The organism is Cellulomonas humilata, from assembly GCF_030814415.1.
GTDB lineage: Bacteria > Actinomycetota > Actinomycetes > Actinomycetales > Cellulomonadaceae > Cellulomonas > Cellulomonas humilata_A.
Genome location: NZ_JAUSVB010000001.1, coordinates 210,218 through 228,457 on the forward strand (window position 1 = coordinate 210,218; position 18,240 = coordinate 228,457).

Annotated in this window: 16 protein-coding genes; 8 read left to right on the forward strand and 8 right to left on the reverse strand. The window is 71.7% G+C overall.

Going from position 1 to position 18,240, the window contains the following annotated elements; translation table 11 throughout:
* The first annotated feature begins 345 nt into the window (after positions 1–345).
* Positions 346–810, forward strand: coding sequence for a nitroreductase family deazaflavin-dependent oxidoreductase (locus J2X26_RS00910; protein WP_307489024.1), 465 nt, complete (start codon positions 346–348; stop codon positions 808–810).
* Entirely contained in the window at positions 807–1,367 is a 561-nt protein-coding gene (locus J2X26_RS00915) for a GNAT family N-acetyltransferase (RefSeq protein WP_307489026.1), read from the forward strand. Before J2X26_RS00910 ends, J2X26_RS00915 begins: the two co-directional genes overlap by 4 nt.
* Here the strand turns inward: J2X26_RS00915 and J2X26_RS00920 are convergent.
* Entirely contained in the window at positions 1,358–1,840 is a 483-nt protein-coding gene (locus tag J2X26_RS00920; protein WP_307489028.1) for a CGNR zinc finger domain-containing protein, read from the reverse strand. The genes J2X26_RS00915 and J2X26_RS00920 overlap by 10 nt on opposite strands.
* Before the next feature lie 107 nt (positions 1,841–1,947).
* Here J2X26_RS00920 and J2X26_RS00925 point away from each other — a divergent pair, with 107 nt between their 5' ends.
* On the forward strand, positions 1,948–2,616 hold the full coding sequence (locus tag J2X26_RS00925; RefSeq protein ID WP_307489030.1) for a hemerythrin domain-containing protein: 669 nt from the start codon (positions 1,948–1,950) through the stop codon (positions 2,614–2,616).
* Here J2X26_RS00925 and J2X26_RS00930 read toward each other — a convergent pair.
* Entirely contained in the window at positions 2,607–3,335 is a 729-nt protein-coding gene (locus J2X26_RS00930) for a class I SAM-dependent methyltransferase (RefSeq protein WP_307489032.1), read from the reverse strand. The two genes, J2X26_RS00925 and J2X26_RS00930, sit on opposite strands and share 10 nt — an antisense overlap.
* A 53-nt stretch (positions 3,336–3,388) precedes the next feature.
* The gene (locus J2X26_RS00935; protein WP_307489034.1) at positions 3,389–4,054 is read right to left on the reverse strand and encodes a response regulator transcription factor; all 666 of its coding nucleotides are present in this window, start codon (positions 4,052–4,054) and stop codon (positions 3,389–3,391) included.
* Between the two features lie 91 nt (positions 4,055–4,145).
* Here J2X26_RS00935 and J2X26_RS00940 point away from each other — a divergent pair, with 91 nt between their 5' ends.
* The 3 genes from J2X26_RS00940 to J2X26_RS00950 all read left to right on the forward strand — a co-directional run bounded on the left by J2X26_RS00940 (position 4,146) and on the right by J2X26_RS00950 (position 6,927).
* Positions 4,146–4,424: a GlsB/YeaQ/YmgE family stress response membrane protein gene (locus J2X26_RS00940; RefSeq protein ID WP_307489036.1), complete on the forward strand. Its 279-nt coding sequence runs from the start codon at positions 4,146–4,148 to the stop codon at positions 4,422–4,424.
* A 76-nt stretch (positions 4,425–4,500) separates the two neighbouring features.
* The gene (locus J2X26_RS00945; protein ID WP_307489038.1) at positions 4,501–5,802 is read left to right on the forward strand and encodes a lactate 2-monooxygenase; all 1,302 of its coding nucleotides are present in this window, start codon (positions 4,501–4,503) and stop codon (positions 5,800–5,802) included.
* Positions 5,803–5,880: 78 nt separating this feature from the next.
* A complete protein-coding gene (locus J2X26_RS00950; protein ID WP_307489040.1) occupies positions 5,881–6,927 on the forward strand; it encodes a hypothetical protein in 1,047 nt (348 codons plus the stop codon).
* Between the two features lie 4 nt (positions 6,928–6,931).
* Here the strand turns inward: J2X26_RS00950 and J2X26_RS00955 are convergent, their stop codons facing one another.
* Entirely contained in the window at positions 6,932–7,876 is a 945-nt protein-coding gene (locus J2X26_RS00955; RefSeq protein ID WP_307489042.1) for a sugar phosphate isomerase/epimerase family protein, read from the reverse strand.
* Between the two features lie 773 nt (positions 7,877–8,649).
* Here J2X26_RS00955 and J2X26_RS00960 point away from each other — a divergent pair.
* A complete protein-coding gene (locus tag J2X26_RS00960; RefSeq protein WP_307489044.1) occupies positions 8,650–11,838 on the forward strand; it encodes a fibronectin type III domain-containing protein in 3,189 nt (1,062 codons plus the stop codon).
* A gap of 267 nt (positions 11,839–12,105) precedes the next feature.
* Here the strand turns inward: J2X26_RS00960 and ychF are convergent, their stop codons facing one another.
* The 3 genes from ychF to J2X26_RS00975 are packed head-to-tail and all read right to left on the reverse strand — an operon-like array spanning position 12,106 to position 15,548.
* Positions 12,106–13,179, reverse strand: coding sequence for a redox-regulated ATPase YchF (gene ychF, locus J2X26_RS00965; protein WP_307489045.1), 1,074 nt, complete (start codon positions 13,177–13,179; stop codon positions 12,106–12,108).
* A 27-nt stretch (positions 13,180–13,206) separates the two neighbouring features.
* The gene (locus J2X26_RS00970; protein WP_307489046.1) at positions 13,207–14,766 is read right to left on the reverse strand and encodes a hypothetical protein; all 1,560 of its coding nucleotides are present in this window, start codon (positions 14,764–14,766) and stop codon (positions 13,207–13,209) included.
* Positions 14,742–15,548 carry an ABC transporter ATP-binding protein gene (locus J2X26_RS00975; protein WP_439897802.1) on the reverse strand — a complete coding sequence of 269 codons (807 nt, stop codon included), beginning with the start codon at positions 15,546–15,548 and terminating at the stop codon, positions 14,742–14,744. The genes J2X26_RS00970 and J2X26_RS00975 overlap by 25 nt, the downstream gene beginning before the upstream one ends.
* Before the next feature lie 52 nt (positions 15,549–15,600).
* On the opposite strand from J2X26_RS00975, the gene J2X26_RS00980 reads away from it, so the two are divergent.
* The gene (locus J2X26_RS00980; RefSeq protein WP_307489049.1) at positions 15,601–16,947 is read left to right on the forward strand and encodes a DNA recombination protein RmuC; all 1,347 of its coding nucleotides are present in this window, start codon (positions 15,601–15,603) and stop codon (positions 16,945–16,947) included.
* A gap of 136 nt (positions 16,948–17,083) precedes the next feature.
* On the opposite strand, the gene J2X26_RS00985 is transcribed toward J2X26_RS00980, so the two are convergent.
* The gene (locus tag J2X26_RS00985) at positions 17,084–18,142 is read right to left on the reverse strand and encodes a 4-hydroxy-3-methylbut-2-enyl diphosphate reductase (protein ID WP_307489051.1); all 1,059 of its coding nucleotides are present in this window, start codon (positions 18,140–18,142) and stop codon (positions 17,084–17,086) included.
* Positions 18,143–18,240 lie beyond the last annotated feature (98 nt).

Below are 18,240 nucleotides of genomic sequence, written 5' to 3' on the forward strand. Positions count from 1 at the left end.
GGTGGGCTCTGTGGTGCTGCGCGGGTGTACCGCCCAGCACGCGGTCCAGAGATCCGCCGGGGTGTGGCGACACGGTAGTCAAGCGAATAGTGGACAAAACGGACAGTTCACAGAGCGCAACCCGATTGTTACGCGATTGATACTGAGCGGTACGTCTCACCATCTGGAATCAGCCGCATGGAGCCCCGCATGTTTCTGGTGCGTTACGAGAGGCGCGCCCACGGACAACCCCATCAGACACCATCCGAGAGCGTCGTGCTATAGCAACGGGCACGAGCGCCGGACATACCGCCCCACCTGCGAGTCTGCCGTCCGTCCAGGTTCTCCGTCGGGGACAATCCTCGGATGGGCTTCACCTCGATCGTCCGCCGGGTCGGGCGCACCCGCTGGTTCGCCCGGATCGGCCGGGCGACGTCTCAGATCGACCGCCGGCTGCACAAGGCGAGCCGCGGCCGGCTCAGCGTCATCGGCAGGCCGACGCTCCCCCACCTCGTCCTGACGACGACCGGCAGGACGTCCGGTCAGCCTCGCGAGGCCGTCCTCCTCTACGCGGTCGACGGCGACGGCTGGGTGCTCATCGGGTCCAACTGGGGACAGGAACGCCACCCTGCCTGGTCGGGCAACCTCCTCGCGGACCCGCACGCGACCGTCACCATCGCGGGCTCCACCACGCCGGTCGTCGCGACCCTCGCCGACGCCGACGAGCGCGCCCGCCTGCTGCCCGCCCTGCTCGCAGTCTGGCCCGCGTACGCGGACTACGCCGACCGCACCGACCGCGAGCTGCGGGTGTTCCGCCTGGCCCCGGCATGAGCGCTCCACTCATCGACAGGCTCACCCTCCCGACGCTCGTCGGGGACGCGGTCCGGCTGCGACCGTTCTCCCGTGCCGACCTCCCGCTGGTCCGCGAGGCGACGACCGACCCCCTGATCCCCCTCACCACGTCGGTGCCGGCGTTCGGCGACGACGACGCGTGCCTCGCCTACCTCGCCCGACAGGCCGACCGCCTGACGACGGGCGCCGGCTACGCCTTCGCGGTCGCGGAGCGTGCCACCGACGTCGCCGTCGGGCACGTCTACCTCGGGCTCCGCGACGTCGACCTCGGCCGCGCGGCCGCCGGGTACTGGATCGCCCGCTCGCACCGCGGCCGCGGGCTGGCCGGGGACGCCCTGCGCACCCTGGTGCGGTGGGCGGTCACCGTGCGGGGCATCGACCGGCTCGAGCTCTACGTCGAGCCCTGGAACGTGGCGTCCGCCCGGACGGCGACCAGCGCGGGCTTCGTGCGCGAGGGGTTGCTGCGGTCGTGGCAGAAGGTCGGCGACGAGCGCCGGGACATGGACATGTACGCCCTCGTGAGCCGTCAGGCCTGACGGGCACGCTGGCGGTAGGCGCGGGCCTTCATGACGTCGCCGCACTCGTTCATCGAGCACCAGCGTCCCGAGCGGTTCCGTGAGCCGTCGTAGTAGACCCACTGGCAGTCGGGGTTGGCGCACGCCTTGAGGCGGGGCCACTCCCCCGCGGCGTGCGCCCGGTGCACCTCGGCGAGCAGCCCGCCGACGACGTCGTTGGCACCCGCGGGCGCCAGCGTGGCCGCACCGGCACCGAAGGTGACGACGAGCGGGTGGGTGGCCGCGAGCGCGTCGAGACCGGCCACGTCGCCGGACGTGAGGTAGCGGCGCAGGGCGTCGCGGAACGACACCAGCGCGGCAGGGCCGTCGGCCAGGTGGTCGGTGCCGTGGAACCGGTCGTCGGTGTTGAGCAGCGCCCGCACGCGTTCGAGCGGTCCCGGGGCGACCCCGGGCTCGCTCCCGAGCTCGACCCACCGCAGCAGCTGGTCCGGCACGGACACCTCCCTTGACGTCGTCAGCGGCTCGCCACCATAGTCATCACCAGCGTACTGGTTTTACTGGTGACGCACTGGAGATCCCGACCATGAGAGCGAGACGCACGATGACCGCCGTCACCAGCACCGAGAAGCTCGGCTGCGACACCTCCGACATGCTCACGATCCACGCGCTGTTCCGCCGCGCCTTCACGGACGCCCCGGCCCTGGTCCGCGGGGTGGCTGACGGGGACACCGCCCGGATGCTCACCGTCGCCGACCACGTCCGCGAGGTCGCCGCGGCCCTCCACCACCACCACGAGGGCGAGGACCTGCTGCTCTGGGACACGCTCGAGCAGCGCGCGCCCGCGTGCGCGCTCCACGTCGGGCTGATGCGGTCCCAGCACGCCGCCACGGCCGCGCAGCTGGAACGGCTCGGCGCGCTCATGGACGCGTGGGAGGGGTCGGCCCGTGCCCCCGAACGGGACGCCGTGGCCGCGCTGCTCGACGACGTGCGGGACACGCTCCTGCAGCACCTCGGCCAGGAGGAGACGCAGATCCTGCCGACGGCGTCCACGGTGATGTCGCAGCGGGAGTGGAGCCTGCTGCACGAGCACGGCATGGCGTCGGTCCCGAAGGATCGTCTGTTCCTCCAGCTCGGCTGGATCCTGGAGGTCGTGCCCGCCGACGAGCGAGCAGGCTGGCTGCGGACGAACCTTCCGGCGCCCGCCCGCCTGCTGTGGCGGCTGGTGGGCCGGCGTCAGTTCGCCGCTCACCGGGCGCGGGTCTACGGCTGACGGCGGGCGACGAACACCATCTCCCTGCCCGGTCGGTCGGGAGCCTCACGTACGTCGACGACGTCGAACCCGACGCTCGCCAACGACGACTCGACCGTGCGCCGGTCCCGGAACCGCAGGGTCGAGTCCGAGGTCAGCACGGCACCGTCCGACGAGAACACCCACGTCGACCGGAACGTCACGAGCTCGCCGACGACGTCGGTCACCTCGGTCCACGTCTCGACCGGCCCGACCCCGTCGACGACGGTGACGTCGTGCGTCCCCTCGCGCGTCCACTCCCGCCACGCCTCGCGCTCCGGGACGCGGGTCTCGAACACCAGGTGCCCGCCCGGGGCCAGCGCGGCGCGGAGAGCGTCGAGCGTCTCCGCCCACTCCTCGTCGGTCACGAAGACCTGCGCGACGTTCCCGGTCATCGTCGCGACGTCCACGCCGACGGCACCCACGCTCGTCGCGTCACCGTGCACCCAGCGGACGGCGCCGGCTCCGGGCTTGCCCCGCGCCACGTCCAGCGACGCCACCGCCGGGTCGACGCCGATCGCCTCCAGCCCCCGGGCCGCGAGCATCAGCGCGAACGTTCCCGTGCCGCAGCCGACGTCGAGCACCCTGCGGGCGCCGAGCTCGTCGACGATCGCCGCGAACACGTCGAGGTCGCTGCGGTCCGGGTCGAGCGGGTCGTAGAGCTGCGCGAGGCGGGGCACCTCGAATCCGTCGTCGGCCATGACCCGGACCCTAGGAGCGCCGTTGACTGGACGGCCACCGGATTGCGCGGGTGCTACGGGCCGCCACGCCAGTGGTCGATGCGTCGGTGGTCCGGGACGAAGCCGTGGTCGACGCCCCACAGCACCGCCTTCGTCCGGCTCTCGACCCCGATCTTGCGGTAGACCGACCGGATGTAGGACTTGACGGTGTTCGGGCTGAGGTAGGTGTGCGCGGCCACCTCGGCGTTGCTCAGGCCCTGCGTGATCAGGGCGAGGACCTCCGACTCCCGGTCGGTCAGACCCTCGTCGCGCCCCGGCCAGTCCAGGCCGTTGGCCGGGCGGGCGCGGCCCGGCACCTCGCTGACGACGACCTCGCCGGCGTGGACGGCCTCGAGGGCGGCGACGAGCTCGCGCGCCGGCAGCGCCTTCGACAGGTACCCGCGCACGCCCTGCTCCCGTGCGGCGGCCACGAGGTCCGGGTGGAAGTTCCACGTGAAGACCACCACCCGGCGAGCGCTGGGGTTGCGCAGCAGCACGCCGATCTCCTGCTGGTCGGACTCCGGCTGCGCGAACGCGTCGTACAGCACGATGTCGACGGCGTCGCTGACCGGGGTGTTCGTGTCGATCTCGGCCACCACGACACGGTCCCGGTACTGGTCGAGGATCTTCGCGACGCCCATCACCACGACGTCGTAGTCGTCGACGAGCGCGACGGTGATCGGACGACCGGATGCGGGCATGCCTCGACCGTAGACCCCCCTAGGGGTGTACTGCTGCCGCCCTAGGGGTGGTCTGGTAGAGCCACACAGTCACTCCCAAGGAGGTACCACCATGCTGGGACTCATCGTCACCGTCATCATCGTCGGGCTCGTCGCCGGGCTGCTCGCACGCCTCATCGTCCCCGGCAAGCAGGACCTGTCGATCGCCATGACGATCATCATCGGGATCCTCGGCTCGTTCGTCGGCGGGTTCCTCGCCTACCTGTTCTTCCGTGACGACGCGTCCGACGGCTTCCTCCAGCCCTCCGGGATCATCGGGTCGATCATCGGCGCCATCATCGTGCTGCTGATCTGGATCCGCGTCGGCGGTCGTCGCTCGGTCACCCGCTGATCGACGCCCGGCCGGTCCGTGGCCCGACCGCGACCGGCCGGGCCACCTGGGGCGCCCTGGTGCCAGACTGCGACGGGTGAGCGACGACGCCGACCGCCGGACCGCAGCCGCCGTCGGCCGCGCGGTCCAGTCCCGCATCTACCGCGCGGGGGTGTTCGGCCGGAGGCCCGTCGTCCCCGTCGAGCCCGAGGCGCTCGAGACCGCGGCACGCGCCCGGATGAGCGACGTCGCCTGGGCGTACGTCGCGGGCGGCGCCGGTCGGCAGCGCACCGTGCAGGCCAACCGGGACGCGTTCGACCGGCACCGGATCGTCCCGCGCATGCTCGTCGACGTCGAGCAGCGCGACACGTCGGTCGAGCTGTTCGGTCGCCGGCTGCCCGCCCCGCTCCTGTTCGCGCCCATCGGCGTGCTCGAGCTGGCACACCGCGACGCCGACCACGCCGTCGCCCGCGCGGCGCGAGCACTGGACCTGCCGATGGTGATCTCGTCGCAGGCCTCCGTCCCGATGGAGGCCGTCGCCCGGACCCTCGGGGACGCGCCGCGCTGGTTCCAGCTCTACTGGAGCAAGGACGACGATGTCGTCGACTCCTTCGTGTCGCGCGCGGAGGACATCGGCAGCGACGCGCTCGTCGTCACGCTCGACACGCACGTGCTCGGCTGGCGGACGCGCGACCTCGACCTCGCCTACCTGCCGTTCGCGCGCGGCGAGGGCATCGCCCAGTACACGAGCGACCCGGCCTTCCGTCGGCTGGTCGAGGCGCGGGCCGCGACGAGGGCACCCGCCGACGAGCCCGCTCCGCGCCCGACGCCGGCGGCCGTCCGCGCGCTGCACTCGATGGCGTCCCACTACCCCGGCCGGACGCGCGACAACCTCCGCTCGCCGCTCCCCCGGGCCGCCGTCGAGACGTTCCTCGACGTGTTCTCCCGGTCGTCGCTCACGTGGGCCGACCTGGCCCGGCTGCGCGAGCGGACGTCCCTGCCGATCGTGCTCAAGGGCATCCAGCACCCCGGCGACGCCGCGCTCGCGCTCGAGCACGGCGTCGACGGGATCGTCGTGTCCAACCACGGCGGTCGTCAGGTCGACGGTGCGATCGGCTCGCTCGACGCCCTCCCGACGGTGGTCGAGGTCGTCGGCGGCCGCATCCCGGTGCTGTTCGACAGCGGCATCCGCAGCGGCGCCGACGTCGTCACGGCGCTCGCGCTCGGGGCGACTGCTGTGCTCGTCGGCCGGCCGTGGGTCTACGGCCTGGCCCTCGCGGGCGCGGAGGGTGCTCGCGCCGTGATGCAGCACCTCTGGGCGGAGCTCGACCTGACCATGGCACTGTCCGGCGTGCGGTGCGTCGACGAGATCGGACGGGACCTGCTGGCTCCGGCCTGAGCTGTTCTTGGCACCACCGTCGCCCGCTGACAGGATGCGGAGGAACGATCTGGTCACCTCAGCAGAGGAGCAGGTGCCGTGAGCGCTCTGCCGCCCGACGTCCCGCCCGACTCCAGTCTCGCGGGGTACTGGGACAAGCCGGTCAGCAGCCTGGTCGAACCTCCTGCCGTGCCCGTCTCGCCGGGCGACGCGGAGCGTCACACGATCGCGTCGCTGGTCGTCATGGCCCTGATCGACGGCTACTGGAACGGCAACAAGTCCGGGGCGCTGGGGACCTATCCGTGGCGGGAGAACCAGAAGGTCGACGAGGGCAGGTATGCCGGTGACAAGTCCGGCGACCGCTACCTCGGCCACAACATCGCCTGCATCGCCGTCGACGAGAACGGCTCGATCCTCGACTTCGACCTCAACCACAACGAGCTCTTCAACAGCTCCGCGGAACATGCCGAGAGCCGTCTGGTCCGGCGCTTGTTCTCGCTGAACCAGACCTACAACAACTGGCAGGTGGTCGACCCGGACGAGGCCGCGCCGGTGCGGTACGGCAGCACGATGAACGGCGTCACCATCTACACGAGCCTGGAGTCGTGCGCCCAGTGCTCCGGGGTCATGACGCTCGCCGCGTGCCGCCGGGTGGTCTACCTGCAGTCCGACCCGGGCCAGTACCGCGTCGGCACCATCCTCTACAACCTGTCGAAGCCCGCCCCCGTGGGGCCGGGGCGCGCGGCCGGCTCCCGGCCGCGACCGACGTCGAAGTACTGGGCGCCCGAGCCCGTGGCAGCGGCGTCCTTCGGTTTCACACCCATGCAGGAGCTCGACCAGGCCTACCGAGAGTTCGCGGCAGAGGTGGGATCCGACCCGTCGCGGTACTTCTTCAAGCCACCGGGCGGCAGGCCGGAGAAGTCCGCCAGCATCACGTCGTTCCTCTGCACCGACCTGGCCCGGGACATCTACGCGCGCGCTGCGGCTGCCCTGGCGTCGTTCGTCGTCGCAGCACCCGACCACAAGCCGCGGCGGTCGGATGGAGAGACGGACGGGGTCAAGTCGAACGCCGAGATGCTCGACCACGCGAAGCGGTTCGTGCGGCACGCCGTGGTCGAGGCACGACGCGGCACGCCGCACCACTGACGCGTCAGAAGGTCACGCGCTCGAGGTAGTCGAAGCCCTCCTGGGCGGCCACGAACGGGTCGAAGGTCGGGTCGCCGAACCGAGGGTCGTGCTCGACGACGTAGTACTTGGTGCTGCCACCCGCGGCACGGAAGATCGAGGGGAAGTCGATGATCCCGTCGCCGACGATCTCGATCCGACCGGGGAACGCGCCGGCCGCCATGTCCTTCACGTGGAACAGCTTGATCCGGTTGCCGTACCGCTCGATCACGTCGATCGGGTTGTCGATGCCGCCGCCGTTGGTCGCCCAGTAGAGGTCGAGCTGGAACACGACGTTCTTCGGCTTCGTGCTCGCCATGAGGATGTCGAACACGGTCCGGCCGCCGAAGACCGTCTCGAACTCGATGTCGTGGTTGTGCACCATCAGCGTCTGGCCGTGCCGGCGGGCCACGGCGCCGAGCCCGTCGATGTACTCCGCGTACGCGATCCACTCCGCCTCGGTGGTGTAGACCGGCGGGAAGATCGGGGTCGACCCGGAGCCGAAGTACGTGATCCCCAGCGTCCGGTTGTCCCGCAGGATCTGGTCGATGTCGGCCGGGTTCTGCGGCGTCCCGACGTCGACGTGGCGCGCGGACGCCTTGAGCCGGTACTTGTCGAGCAGCGCGCGGTACTGCTGCGCGGTCAGCCCGCTCAGGGTGAACGGCTCGACGTTCCGGTACCCCATCTCCTTGAGGCGGCTGAACACCTCCTCGGTCCGGGCGATGGTGGCGGCGTCCGTGCCGAACCCGATGTACTCCGCGAAGGTCCACAGCTGCACCGAGATCTTGCTCGTCGGCACCCCTCTGCCCGCGTGGCCCGGAGGCCCCGCGGATGCAGGGCTGACAGCACCGGTTGCGAGGAAGAGTGCGACCACCGTCGCGACGATGAAGCCACGCAGAGTGCGGGCCCACGATCCGTGCATGGTTTCCATCAGGTGCTCCCGAGGCGCCACGTCGTCGAACGCTCGCCCGGCCTTCCTTGCCCGTACGGCGTTCGATCCACTAGCACCGTAACCGGCCGTCGCGCCGAGGGGAAAGGGGCCGCCCGGACGGAAGGGGGTCGGGCCCATTCGGTCGTCGGCCGCCATCGCGCGGAGTGGGTCGCCGGGCCTACGTGTCCGACGCTCGGGTCCATCGCCACTCCCACACGACGCCGGCCTCGGGGTCCTCCTGGTCGTCGGTGTGCTCGAAGCCGAGGTCGGCGGCTCGAGCAGCGTCACACCGATCGCGAGGGTGCTCTTCCCGGAACCGCTGGGGACGACGACCGCGGCGATGTAGCGGTCGGCGACGTCGAGTTCGAAGCAGTCCAGCACGATGGTGCGGTGCTGGCCGTCCCCATAGGTCTTGGTGAGGTGTGCGGACGGTGCGAGCCCTGCGCGGCGAAGGAGTCGGAACCGTGGGCCGCTGAGCGTGCGTTGTGTCCACTATCTGAGCGCTTGTCCGGCTCGCGAGACGACGCCTTCACCCGGTCAGTGGCAGAACCTCGGTCGTTGAACGGTCAAGTATCGGGGTGAGGCTCCCGATGACCATGAGGCCACATGTCCATCGGACATTCGGCCCGCACGTCACCCACACCTCACCAGCGCGGTTGTACCGCGCCCAAGGGAGATCACCACCGATGACGACGACACCCGTCTGCACCGTCGCCACACCCCCCGCTCGACCCCGCTTGTGGAAGATCGCAGCGGCCACCGCACTCCTCCTCGTGACAGCCCCCCTCGCGGGCGCCTTCGCCGCGCCCGTCGTCGACGGCGGCAGCGCGCCCACCCCCGTCTACGTCGAGCAGGCCGCCCCCGTCGCCGTCGGCTCGAACGTCACGGTCACCGGCGGAACCTCCTACGCGGGTCAGTTCGTCGAGTTCTCGGTCGACGCCGGCGACACATCCGACGTCCTGTCCCTCCTCACCAGCTCCTCGCCGGTCGTCGCGGCCGGCGTCGTCTCGGTCGTCGGCGGCTCGGTCTACCTGGGCAACGGCACGTCCGCGGACCCGGTCGGCTCGGTCGACCCGAGCCTCGACGGGACGTCCGGCCAGCCCCTACGCGTCAACTTCACCAGCGCCTTCGACAACGCCGGGTTCGAGAGCTCCGACCTCACCGGCTGGACGGCCATCAACAACCGGATCGACCTCGGCGTCACCTCGATCGCCGGCTTCGTGGCGGCCGACACGAGCACCTACCCGGGCAACACGCCCAACCAGGACAACAACGCCCCGATGTTCCCGGGCTCCTACACGAGCACGGTCACGACCAGCGCGAGCGAGGGCTCGTACGCCCTCGAGCTGACCTCGAGCGGCATGACGACCGCCCAGGGCTGCGACGTCGTGCACGGTCCGGGCGTCTACACGGCACCGTTCCAGGCCGCCGCCGGCGACAAGATCTACTTCGACTGGCGCGCCTACGCGGGTGACGACAACTACCACGTCTTCGGCTACATCGTGGACACCAACGGCGTCCAGACCGAGGTCCTCGACTCCACCGGCCCGGGCACCACGCCGTGGGCCTCGCAGGAGACGGTCATCCCCACGGCGGGCACCTACCGCTTCGTCTTCGTCGCCGGTACCCACGACGCGACCTGCGGCCTGGCCGCCGGCGCCTCGCTGCAGATCGACAACGTTCGCGTCTACGGCACCAAGGCGACGGACGACGTCGCCCAGCAGGTCGCCCGCCTGCTGGCGTACTCGAACACCTCGGACACCCCGCCGGCCAGCCGGACGATCACCATCCTGGCTGACAGCAGCTCGCAGGGCTCCGGATCCGGCCAGGTCACGGTGAACATCACGCCCGTCGACGACGGCCCCACGCTCGTCGCACCGTCGACGGACACCTTCACCAACTCCGAGGGCGCGCAGACGTACGCCAACGCCACCGGGACGCTCGCCGCGACGGACCCCGAGGGTGATCCGATCACCTACGGGCTGGACGGGGGCGTCGCCCAGGCCGCGACCATCGGCGGCGTCAGCTACACGCACGCCCTCGTCGGCACCTACGGCACAGCTCGCGTCGACGACGTGACCGGCCAGTACGTGTTCGTCCCCGACGCCTCAGCGATCGACGCCCGCCTGGTCGACGACGCCGACTCGTTCACGGTGACCGCGTCGTCGTTGGGCATCACGAGCACCGCGTCGTACACGATCGCGATCAGCGTGCCGGACACCGCGCCGGGCACGCCGACCGCGCTCGCCGCCACGCCCGGACCCGAGCAGATCGCCCTGACCTGGACGGCTCCGGTCTGGCTCGGCGGATCGGCGATCGAGGGCTACGTCATCGAATCCTCGACCGACGGCGTCCTGTGGACCACACTCACCGACACGGGCACGGACGCGACGTCCTACACCGCGACCGGACTGACCAACGGCGACGCCGTGTCCTTCCGTTTCTCGGCACGCAACGCCACCGGGACGGGCACCGCCTCGACGCCCGTCACGGCCACCCCGGTGGACGTCGCCGTGGCGCCGACCGACCTGGTCGCGCTTCCCGGCAACCACCGCGTCGACCTCACCTGGACGGCGCCGACGGACACCGGCGGCACGCCCCTCACGGGGTACCAGATCGAGTCCTCCACGGACGGCACGACCTGGACGACGGTCGTCGCCGACACCGGTTCGACCGCCACGGCCTTCACGGCGACCGGCCTGGCCAACGGCATCCCGGTCTCCTTCCGGGTCAGCGCGTTCAACGCCGTCGGTGCGGGCCCGGCCGGCGTCCCCACGACCGCAACGCCTCGCACCATCCCCGACGCCCCGGTGAACCTCGCCGCGACGCCGGGCAACGAGGTCGTCACCCTGACCTGGGCGGCCCCTGTCGATGACGGTGGCGCCCCGGTCACCGGCTACCGGGTCGAGAGCTCGACCGATGCCACCACGTGGACGACGGTCGTCGCCGACACCGCCTCGACCAGCCCGACGTACACGGTGACCTCGCTCGCCAACGGCACCCCGGTCTCGTTCCGGGTCGCCGCGGTCAACGAGGCGGGCGCCGGCGCGTACAGCACCGTCGAGACGGCCACCCCGCGCACCACCCCGGGTGCACCGACGATCACCACGGTCGTGGGCGGCAACCGCACGCTCACGGTGAGCTTCCAGCCCCCCGTCAACGACGGCGGCGCGGACGTCACGACGTACGACTACTCGCTGGACGGTGGGACCACGTGGACCCGCCGTTCGACCGGTGGCGCCGCGAGCCCGTTGGTCATCGGCGGGCTCGTCAACGGCGTGCCGGTTCAGGTCGTGCTCCGCGCGGTCAACGAGGCAGGTCACGGACCGGCCAGTGCGTCGGTCAGCGGAACCCCGGTGCTCCAGCCGATCCTCGCGCCGGGGATCCTCTCCCCGGTCAGCCCGGCACCCGCTCCGGGCACAAGCGTGCTCGTCGTGGACGGTCAGCTCCGCCCCGTGACGGTCACCACGACCGGTGGGGCGTTCAACCTCGTCGGCAACGGCTTCACGATGCAGATGCGTGCCCTGAACGCCGACGGCTCGCTCGTCCCGTTGGATTCTTCGGGCCGGATCGTCGTCGGCCAGAGCGGGCTCATCCAGGCGAGCGGGACGGGCTTCAAGCCGGGGAGTGCCATCGACGTGTGGCTCCTGGGCACGGACATCCTGCTCGGTCAGGTGACCGTCGGCGACGACGGCGCGTTCGTGGCACGGTTCGACCTCCCGGACGGGCTCGCCGTCGGGGCGCACACGGTGCAGGTCAACGGCGTCTCGGTCGACGGGGAGGTCCGGAGCGTCTCGACGGGCGTCGTCGTCCTCGCCGATGCCCCGGTGGCCACCTCGGCACCGCTCGCAGCGACGGGCGCCGACCTGGGCTCGACGCTGCTGATGGTCGCCCTCCTGCTCGCAGCGGGCACCTCAGCCCTCGCCGCCAGCCGGATCCGTCGGCACGGGTCGCAGCACTGACCCACCGATAGCAGCGCAACCGCAGCGACTGGTTGAACGACCAGACCCCCCACGCGGAGCCCGAGAGGGTTCGCCGTGGGGGGTCTTGTCGTGCGAGCGGGTCGCGGCTCGCGCGGGCCGCTCGGTCTCGGCAGCAGGGTCGATCCGGGAGACCTCGCGGCCGGGGAGCGCGCCGCTGACCACCGGGTGCTGCCCCAGGCATGGTCCTCCGTTCTCCTGCAGACTCCCTGCGGGTTGAGGCCAAGAAACAGCAATTGACCGGGCCGGTTACACGTTGAAGCGGAACTCCACCACGTCGCCGTCGGCCATCACGTAGTCCTTGCCCTCGATGCGGGCCTTGCCCGCGGCACGGGCGGCCGCGACGGAGCCCGCGGCGACGAGGTCGTCGAACGAGATGACCTCCGCCTTGATGAAGCCCTTCTGGAAGTCGGTGTGGATGACGCCGGCGGCCTGCGGGGCGGTCCAGCCGCGGTGGATCGTCCAGGCGCGGGACTCCTTGGGGCCGGCCGTCAGGTACGACTGCAGGCCGAGCGTGTGGAAGCCGACGCGGGCCAGCTGGTCCAGGCCGGCCTCCTCCTGGCCGTTGTCGGCGAGCATCTCGCGGGCCTCGTCCGGCTCCAGCTCGACCAGCTCGGACTCGAACTTGGCGTCGAGGAAGATGGCGTCGGCGGGGGCGACCAGCGCGCGGAGCTCGTCCTGCATCGCGGTGTCGGCCAGGCCGGCGTCGTCGGTGTTGAAGACGTAGATGAACGGCTTGCTCGTCATGAGCTGCAGCTCGTCGAGGTGCTCGATCTTCTTGCCGCTCTGCGCGAGCGTCTGGCCGGTCTCGAGGATCGCGAACGCCTCCTGGGCCGCCGCGAGCAGACCGGGGTCGGCCTTCTTCGCGCGCACCTCCTTCTCGAGGCGCGGGATCGCCTTCTCGAGGGTCTGCAGGTCCGCGAGGATCAGCTCGGTGGCGATGATCTCGATGTCGTCCTTCGGGTTCACCGCGCCGGAGACGTGCACGACGTCCGGGTCGGCGAACACGCGGGTGACCTGGCAGATCGCGTCGGCCTCGCGGATGTTGGCGAGGAACTTGTTGCCCAGGCCCTCACCTTCGCTGGCGCCCTTGACGATGCCGGCGATGTCGACGAACGACACGGTCGCGGGCAGGATCCGCTCGGAGCCGAAGAGCTCCGCGAGCGTCTCGAGCCGAGGGTCGGGCAGCGGGACGACGCCGACGTTGGGCTCGATCGTCGCGAACGGGTAGTTCGCCGCGAGGACCTGCGCTCGGGTCAGCGCGTTGAAGAGGGTGGACTTGCCGACGTTGGGCAGGCCGACGATGCCGATGGTGAGTGCCACGGCGGGAAAGTCTACGGGGGCCTTCCGTCAGGCGAACGCCACGATCTTGCTCAGGAGGCTCGGACCGGTCCGGTCGAGCGTGCGACCACCGACGCGCACACCGATCGCCAGGAGCGCCGAGCCGAGCACCAGCCCGACGACGAGGGTCACCCAGCCGAGCGTGACCGACCCACCGCGGACAGCCATCAGCGCGAGGACCATCTCGGGCAGGCACAGCGCCATGACGACCAGCCAGCCGACCAGCTGGGAGAGGACCGACGCCGTCGAGGCACCCTGCTTCGTCTGGAACGGGCTCTCGCCCGGCAGCTGGACGGGGTAGACGACGAGCGCGGACAGGACGCTGGAGCCGCCGAGCGACGTCAGCAGCACCCCGAACGACAGCCCGAGCAGCGCGAGGATCGTGTGCGGCTGGCGGGCGACCAGTGCGGAGCCCACGACGAGGACCGTGACCGCGGGCACGGCGATCGCTCCCGCCGCGATGACCCGACCCAGCCGGTCCGCGCTCCCGCGCAGGGGTGCGGCGACGTGCGTCCAGAAGGCGGAGCCGTCGTACGCGACGTCGGCGGAGATCCCCCAGCCCATGAGATAGGCCGCGATGGGGCCGATGAGCAGGACCACCTCGCCACCCGGGCTGACGATGTACAGCACCACCGCGAGCACTGGTACGACGGCCACGGCGAGCGCGTAGCGCGGGTCCCGCGCCCAGTACGTCAGGCATCGTGCGGTGACCGCGCCGAGCGGTGTCGCGGGCAGCCGGTCGAACCAGCCGAGGCCGCGGCCCTTCGACGAGACCTTCTGGTGCGCGGGGTTGACCAGCGCGTGCGCCAGCGACCGGTCCCACACGACGGCGACGACCGCGAGCGTCGCCACGGCGATCCCGAAGCGCGCCACCGCCAGCCCCCACTGCCCGTCCGCGACGGCGGCCGGCACCGCCCAGGACGCGCCGAACGGGGTCCACGACAGGACGTCGGCCACCTGCTGGAGCAGGTCCTGCGTGATGGTCGCGCCCGAGGTCAGCCGGCCCAGGACCGGTCCCACGACGATGAACGGCAGCACGGCGACGGCGGCCATGACCTCGCGGAAGCGTCGGCCCGTGACCAGGGTGGACGCGGCCGAGGTCGTCGCCCGCGCGCCGATCACGCACGTCGCGACGGCGAGCGCCGCGCAGACGATCCCGACGACGAGCGCCGCCGGGGTCCGCCACCACACGCCCGCCATCGCGAGCGCCGACCCCACCGTGATCGCGCCGGGCACCCCGATGATCCCCGCGAGGGCGAGGCCCGTGAGCAGGGACCGCCGCGGGATGGCGAACGTGACGAACCGCGCGGGGTCGATGGTGGAGTCCAGACCGAAGGCGACGAGCGGCACCACCCACCAGCCCAGGACGAGCACGGAGCCGGCGAGCACGGTGACGAGCCCACGGATGTCGGGCTCCTGCACGCTGAGCACCGCCATCGACACCACCACGAGCACCAGGGCACCGAGCCCGTACAGGGAGCCGACGACGAGGCCGACCACCTGCCAGGCGCTGCGCCGCAGCGCGTTGCGCAGCAGGGTCAGCTTCAGGCGGACGAGGTGCGCAACCACGCCAGCCCCTCCCCGGTCACGCGTCCGCCGACCAGGTCGACGAACCGGTCCTCGAGGCTGCCGTTGCCGCGGACCTCGTCGATGGTGCCGGCCGCGAGCACGTGGCCCGCCGCGATCACCGCGACGTGGTCGCACATGCGCTGGACCAGGTCCATGACGTGCGACGACACGATCACGGTGCCGCCCGACGTGACGTACGAGCGCAGGATGTCGCGGATGTTCGCGGCGGACACCGGGTCGACGGCCTCGAACGGCTCGTCCAGGACCAGCAGCCGGGGTGCGTGCACCAGCGCGCACGCCAGGGCGACCTTCTTCGTCATGCCCGCGGAGTACTCGACGACGAGCTTCGTCGCGTCGGCGGTCAGGTCCAGGGCGGCCAGCAGGTCGGCCGCGCGGGCGGCGACGGTCTCGCGGTCGAGCCCCTGCAGCAGCCCCGCGTAGGTGATGAGCTGCTCACCCGTCAGCCGGTCGAAGAGGCGGACGCCGTCGGGCAGCACCCCGAGCATGCTCTTGACCTCGATCGGGGACGCCCACAGGTCGCGGCCGTGCACCAGCACGGTGCCGAAGTCGGGCTGCAGCAGCCCGGTCGCCATCGAGAGTGTGGTCGTCTTGCCGGCGCCGTTGGGGCCGACGAGGCCGTAGAACGAGCCGGCAGGGACGACGAGGTCGATGCCGGAGACGGCGATCTTGTCGCCGAACTTGCGCCACAGTCCGCGCAGCTCGAGGGCGGGTGCGTTCGACATCGGACCACCGTAAGGCGTCGTCGGCCCGCCGTGCCTCATTCTCCGGTGGGAGGCCGGGTGGGATGTCGGTGGCTGCTGGGAGCCTGCACGCATGGACACAGGACTGCTGCTGGGACTCGCGATCGGCGCGGTCGTCGGCGCGCTCGCCGGCTGGATGCTCGCCTCGTCCCGGCTGCGCGCCGCCGACCTCGAGGCCGCACGGGCGCGCGCGCTGCTCGAGGCCGAGCGGCACGGTGCACAGGCCAGGCTGGCGGACTCCGACCGGCTGGCCGACCAGTTCCGGGCCCTGGCGGCCGACGCCCTGGCGACGAGCACCGACCAGTTCCTGGCGCTCGCCCACCAACGGTTCGCCGCCGACCACCAGACGCAGGTCGGTGAGCTCGCCCAGCGCGAGCAGGCCGTCCGCGCGATGGTGGAGCCGCTGTCCCGCACCCTCGACCAGGTGCGCGTCGAGCTGTCGACCGCCGAGCAGGCGCGGGCCGCCGGGCAGGCTGCGCTCGGCGAGCAGGTGCGTGCGATGCACCTGGCCTCCGAGCACCTGCGCGGTGAGACGGCGCAGCTGGTCACGGCGCTGCGCTCGTCGCAGGTGCGGGGGAAGTGGGGTGAGCTGCAGCTCAAGCGGGTCGTCGAGGCCGCGGGGATGCTCGCCCACGTCGACTTCGTCGAGCAGGACCAGGTCCGCACCGACGACGGGCTGCTGAGGCCGGACATGGTCATCAAGCTCGCAGGCGGGAAGAACGTCGTCGTGGACGCCAAGGTCGCGTTCCTCGGGTTCCTCGACGCCGCGCAGGCCACCGACGAGCACGTCCGTACCGAGCGGCTCGCGGCGCACGCCCGGCACGTCCGCGCGCACGTCGACGACCTCGCGGGGAAGCGCTACTGGGACCAGTTCGCCCCGGCACCGGAGTTCGTCGTGATGTTCGTGCCCGCCGAGTCGTTCCTGCACGCCGCCGCCGAGCAGGACCCGCTGCTGATCGAGTACGCGTTCGAGCGCAACGTCGTCATCGCCACGCCGACCACCCTGCTCGCCCTCCTGCGCACCGTGTCGTACGCGTGGCGGCAGGACGCGCTGGCCAGCAACGCGCAGGCCGTCCTGTCGCTCGGCAAGGAGCTGCACGGCCGGCTCGCCACCATGGGCTCGCACCTGGCCAAGCTGGGCCGCGCCATCGACTCCGCAGCCGGTGCCTACAACCAGACCGTGTCGTCCCTGGAGACCCGGGTCCTGGTCAGCGCCCGACGGTTCGCGGACCTGCACGTGGTCGACGGCGGCCTGGAGACCCCCGACCCCGTGAACCCGCAGCTCTCCGCGGTCAGCGCGCCCGAGCTGGTCGCGTCGGCCGAGGAGCTGATCGTCATGTTCGACGGCCGCGCCGACCGTGACGAGCGCGCCCTCCGCGCCGAGCGCGCCGCGCAACCCCCGGACGCGTCGACGGCCTGACGCCCCGCACACGGCGGCCTCGAACCCGACATGGGTGGCGTTCTGGGCCGGAGAGCGACACCCACGTCGGGTTCGTCGGAAGGGGCCGCGGGCGCGCGTCGCGGCTCGCCTGGGGTCAGCGGCAGGCTGCGGTCCGTCAGGCCGGCTGGACGTCCAGCGACGTGCGGCCGTCGCGGCGCGGGACGACGGGGGCCTTGCCGGCGGCCTTGAGGTCGGCGCGGAGCTCGCGGGGCAGCGAGAACATGAGGTCCTCGGTCGCGGTGCGGACCTCCTCGACGTCGCCGAATCCGTGCTCGGCGAGCAGGGCCAGGACGTCCTTGACCAGGATCTCGGGGACGGAGGCGCCCGACGTGACGCCGACGGTGGTGACGCCGTCGAGCCAGGCGAGGTCGATCTCGGAGGCCTGGTCGACGCGGTAGGACGTCCGCGCACCGGCGTCCAGGGCGACCTCGACCAGCCGGACGGAGTTGGACGAGTTCGCCGAGCCGACCGTGATGACCAGGTCGCACTCGGGAGCCAGCTTCTTGACGGCCACCTGACGGTTCTGGGTGGCGTAGCAGATGTCGTCGCTGGGCGGGTCCTGCAGGTTCGGGAAGCGCTCGCGCAGCCGGCGGACCGTGTCCATGGTCTCGTCGACCGAGAGCGTGGTCTGCGAGATCCAGATGAGCCGGTCGGGGTCGCGCACCACGACGTCGGCGACGGCATCCGGGGAGTTCACGACCTGGATGTGGTCGGGGGCCTCGCCGTACGTGCCCTCGACCTCCTCGTGGCCGTCGTGGCCGATGAGGAGGATGTCGTAGTCCTCGGACGCGAACCGCACGGCTTCCTTGTGGACCTTGGTGACCAGCGGGCAGGTGGCGTCGATGGTCTGCAGGTTCCGCGCCGCCGCCTGCGCGTGGACCGCGGGCGAGACACCGTGCGCGGAGAAGACGACGTGGGAGCCCTCGGGCACCTCGTCGGTCTCGTTCACGAAGACGGCACCCCGGGCTGCCAGCGTCTCGACGACGTACCGGTTGTGGACGATCTCCTTGCGGACGTACACGGGGGCGCCGTAGTGCTCGAGCGCCTTCTCGACGGCGATGACCGCGCGGTCGACGCCGGCGCAGTAGCCGCGGGGGGCGGCCAGCAGGACGCGCTTGCCGGTGGCGGGCGTGCCGGAGGGCGTGCCGGAGGCGGAGACGGTCGGGGAAGTCACGGTCCGAGTCTAGATCGGCGGGCCGCATCGGCCCTGCTCGGAGGCGCCCCGCGGGTGTGACCTGCACCCGACCCGCACGGCCCCGTCACATGCGGCGG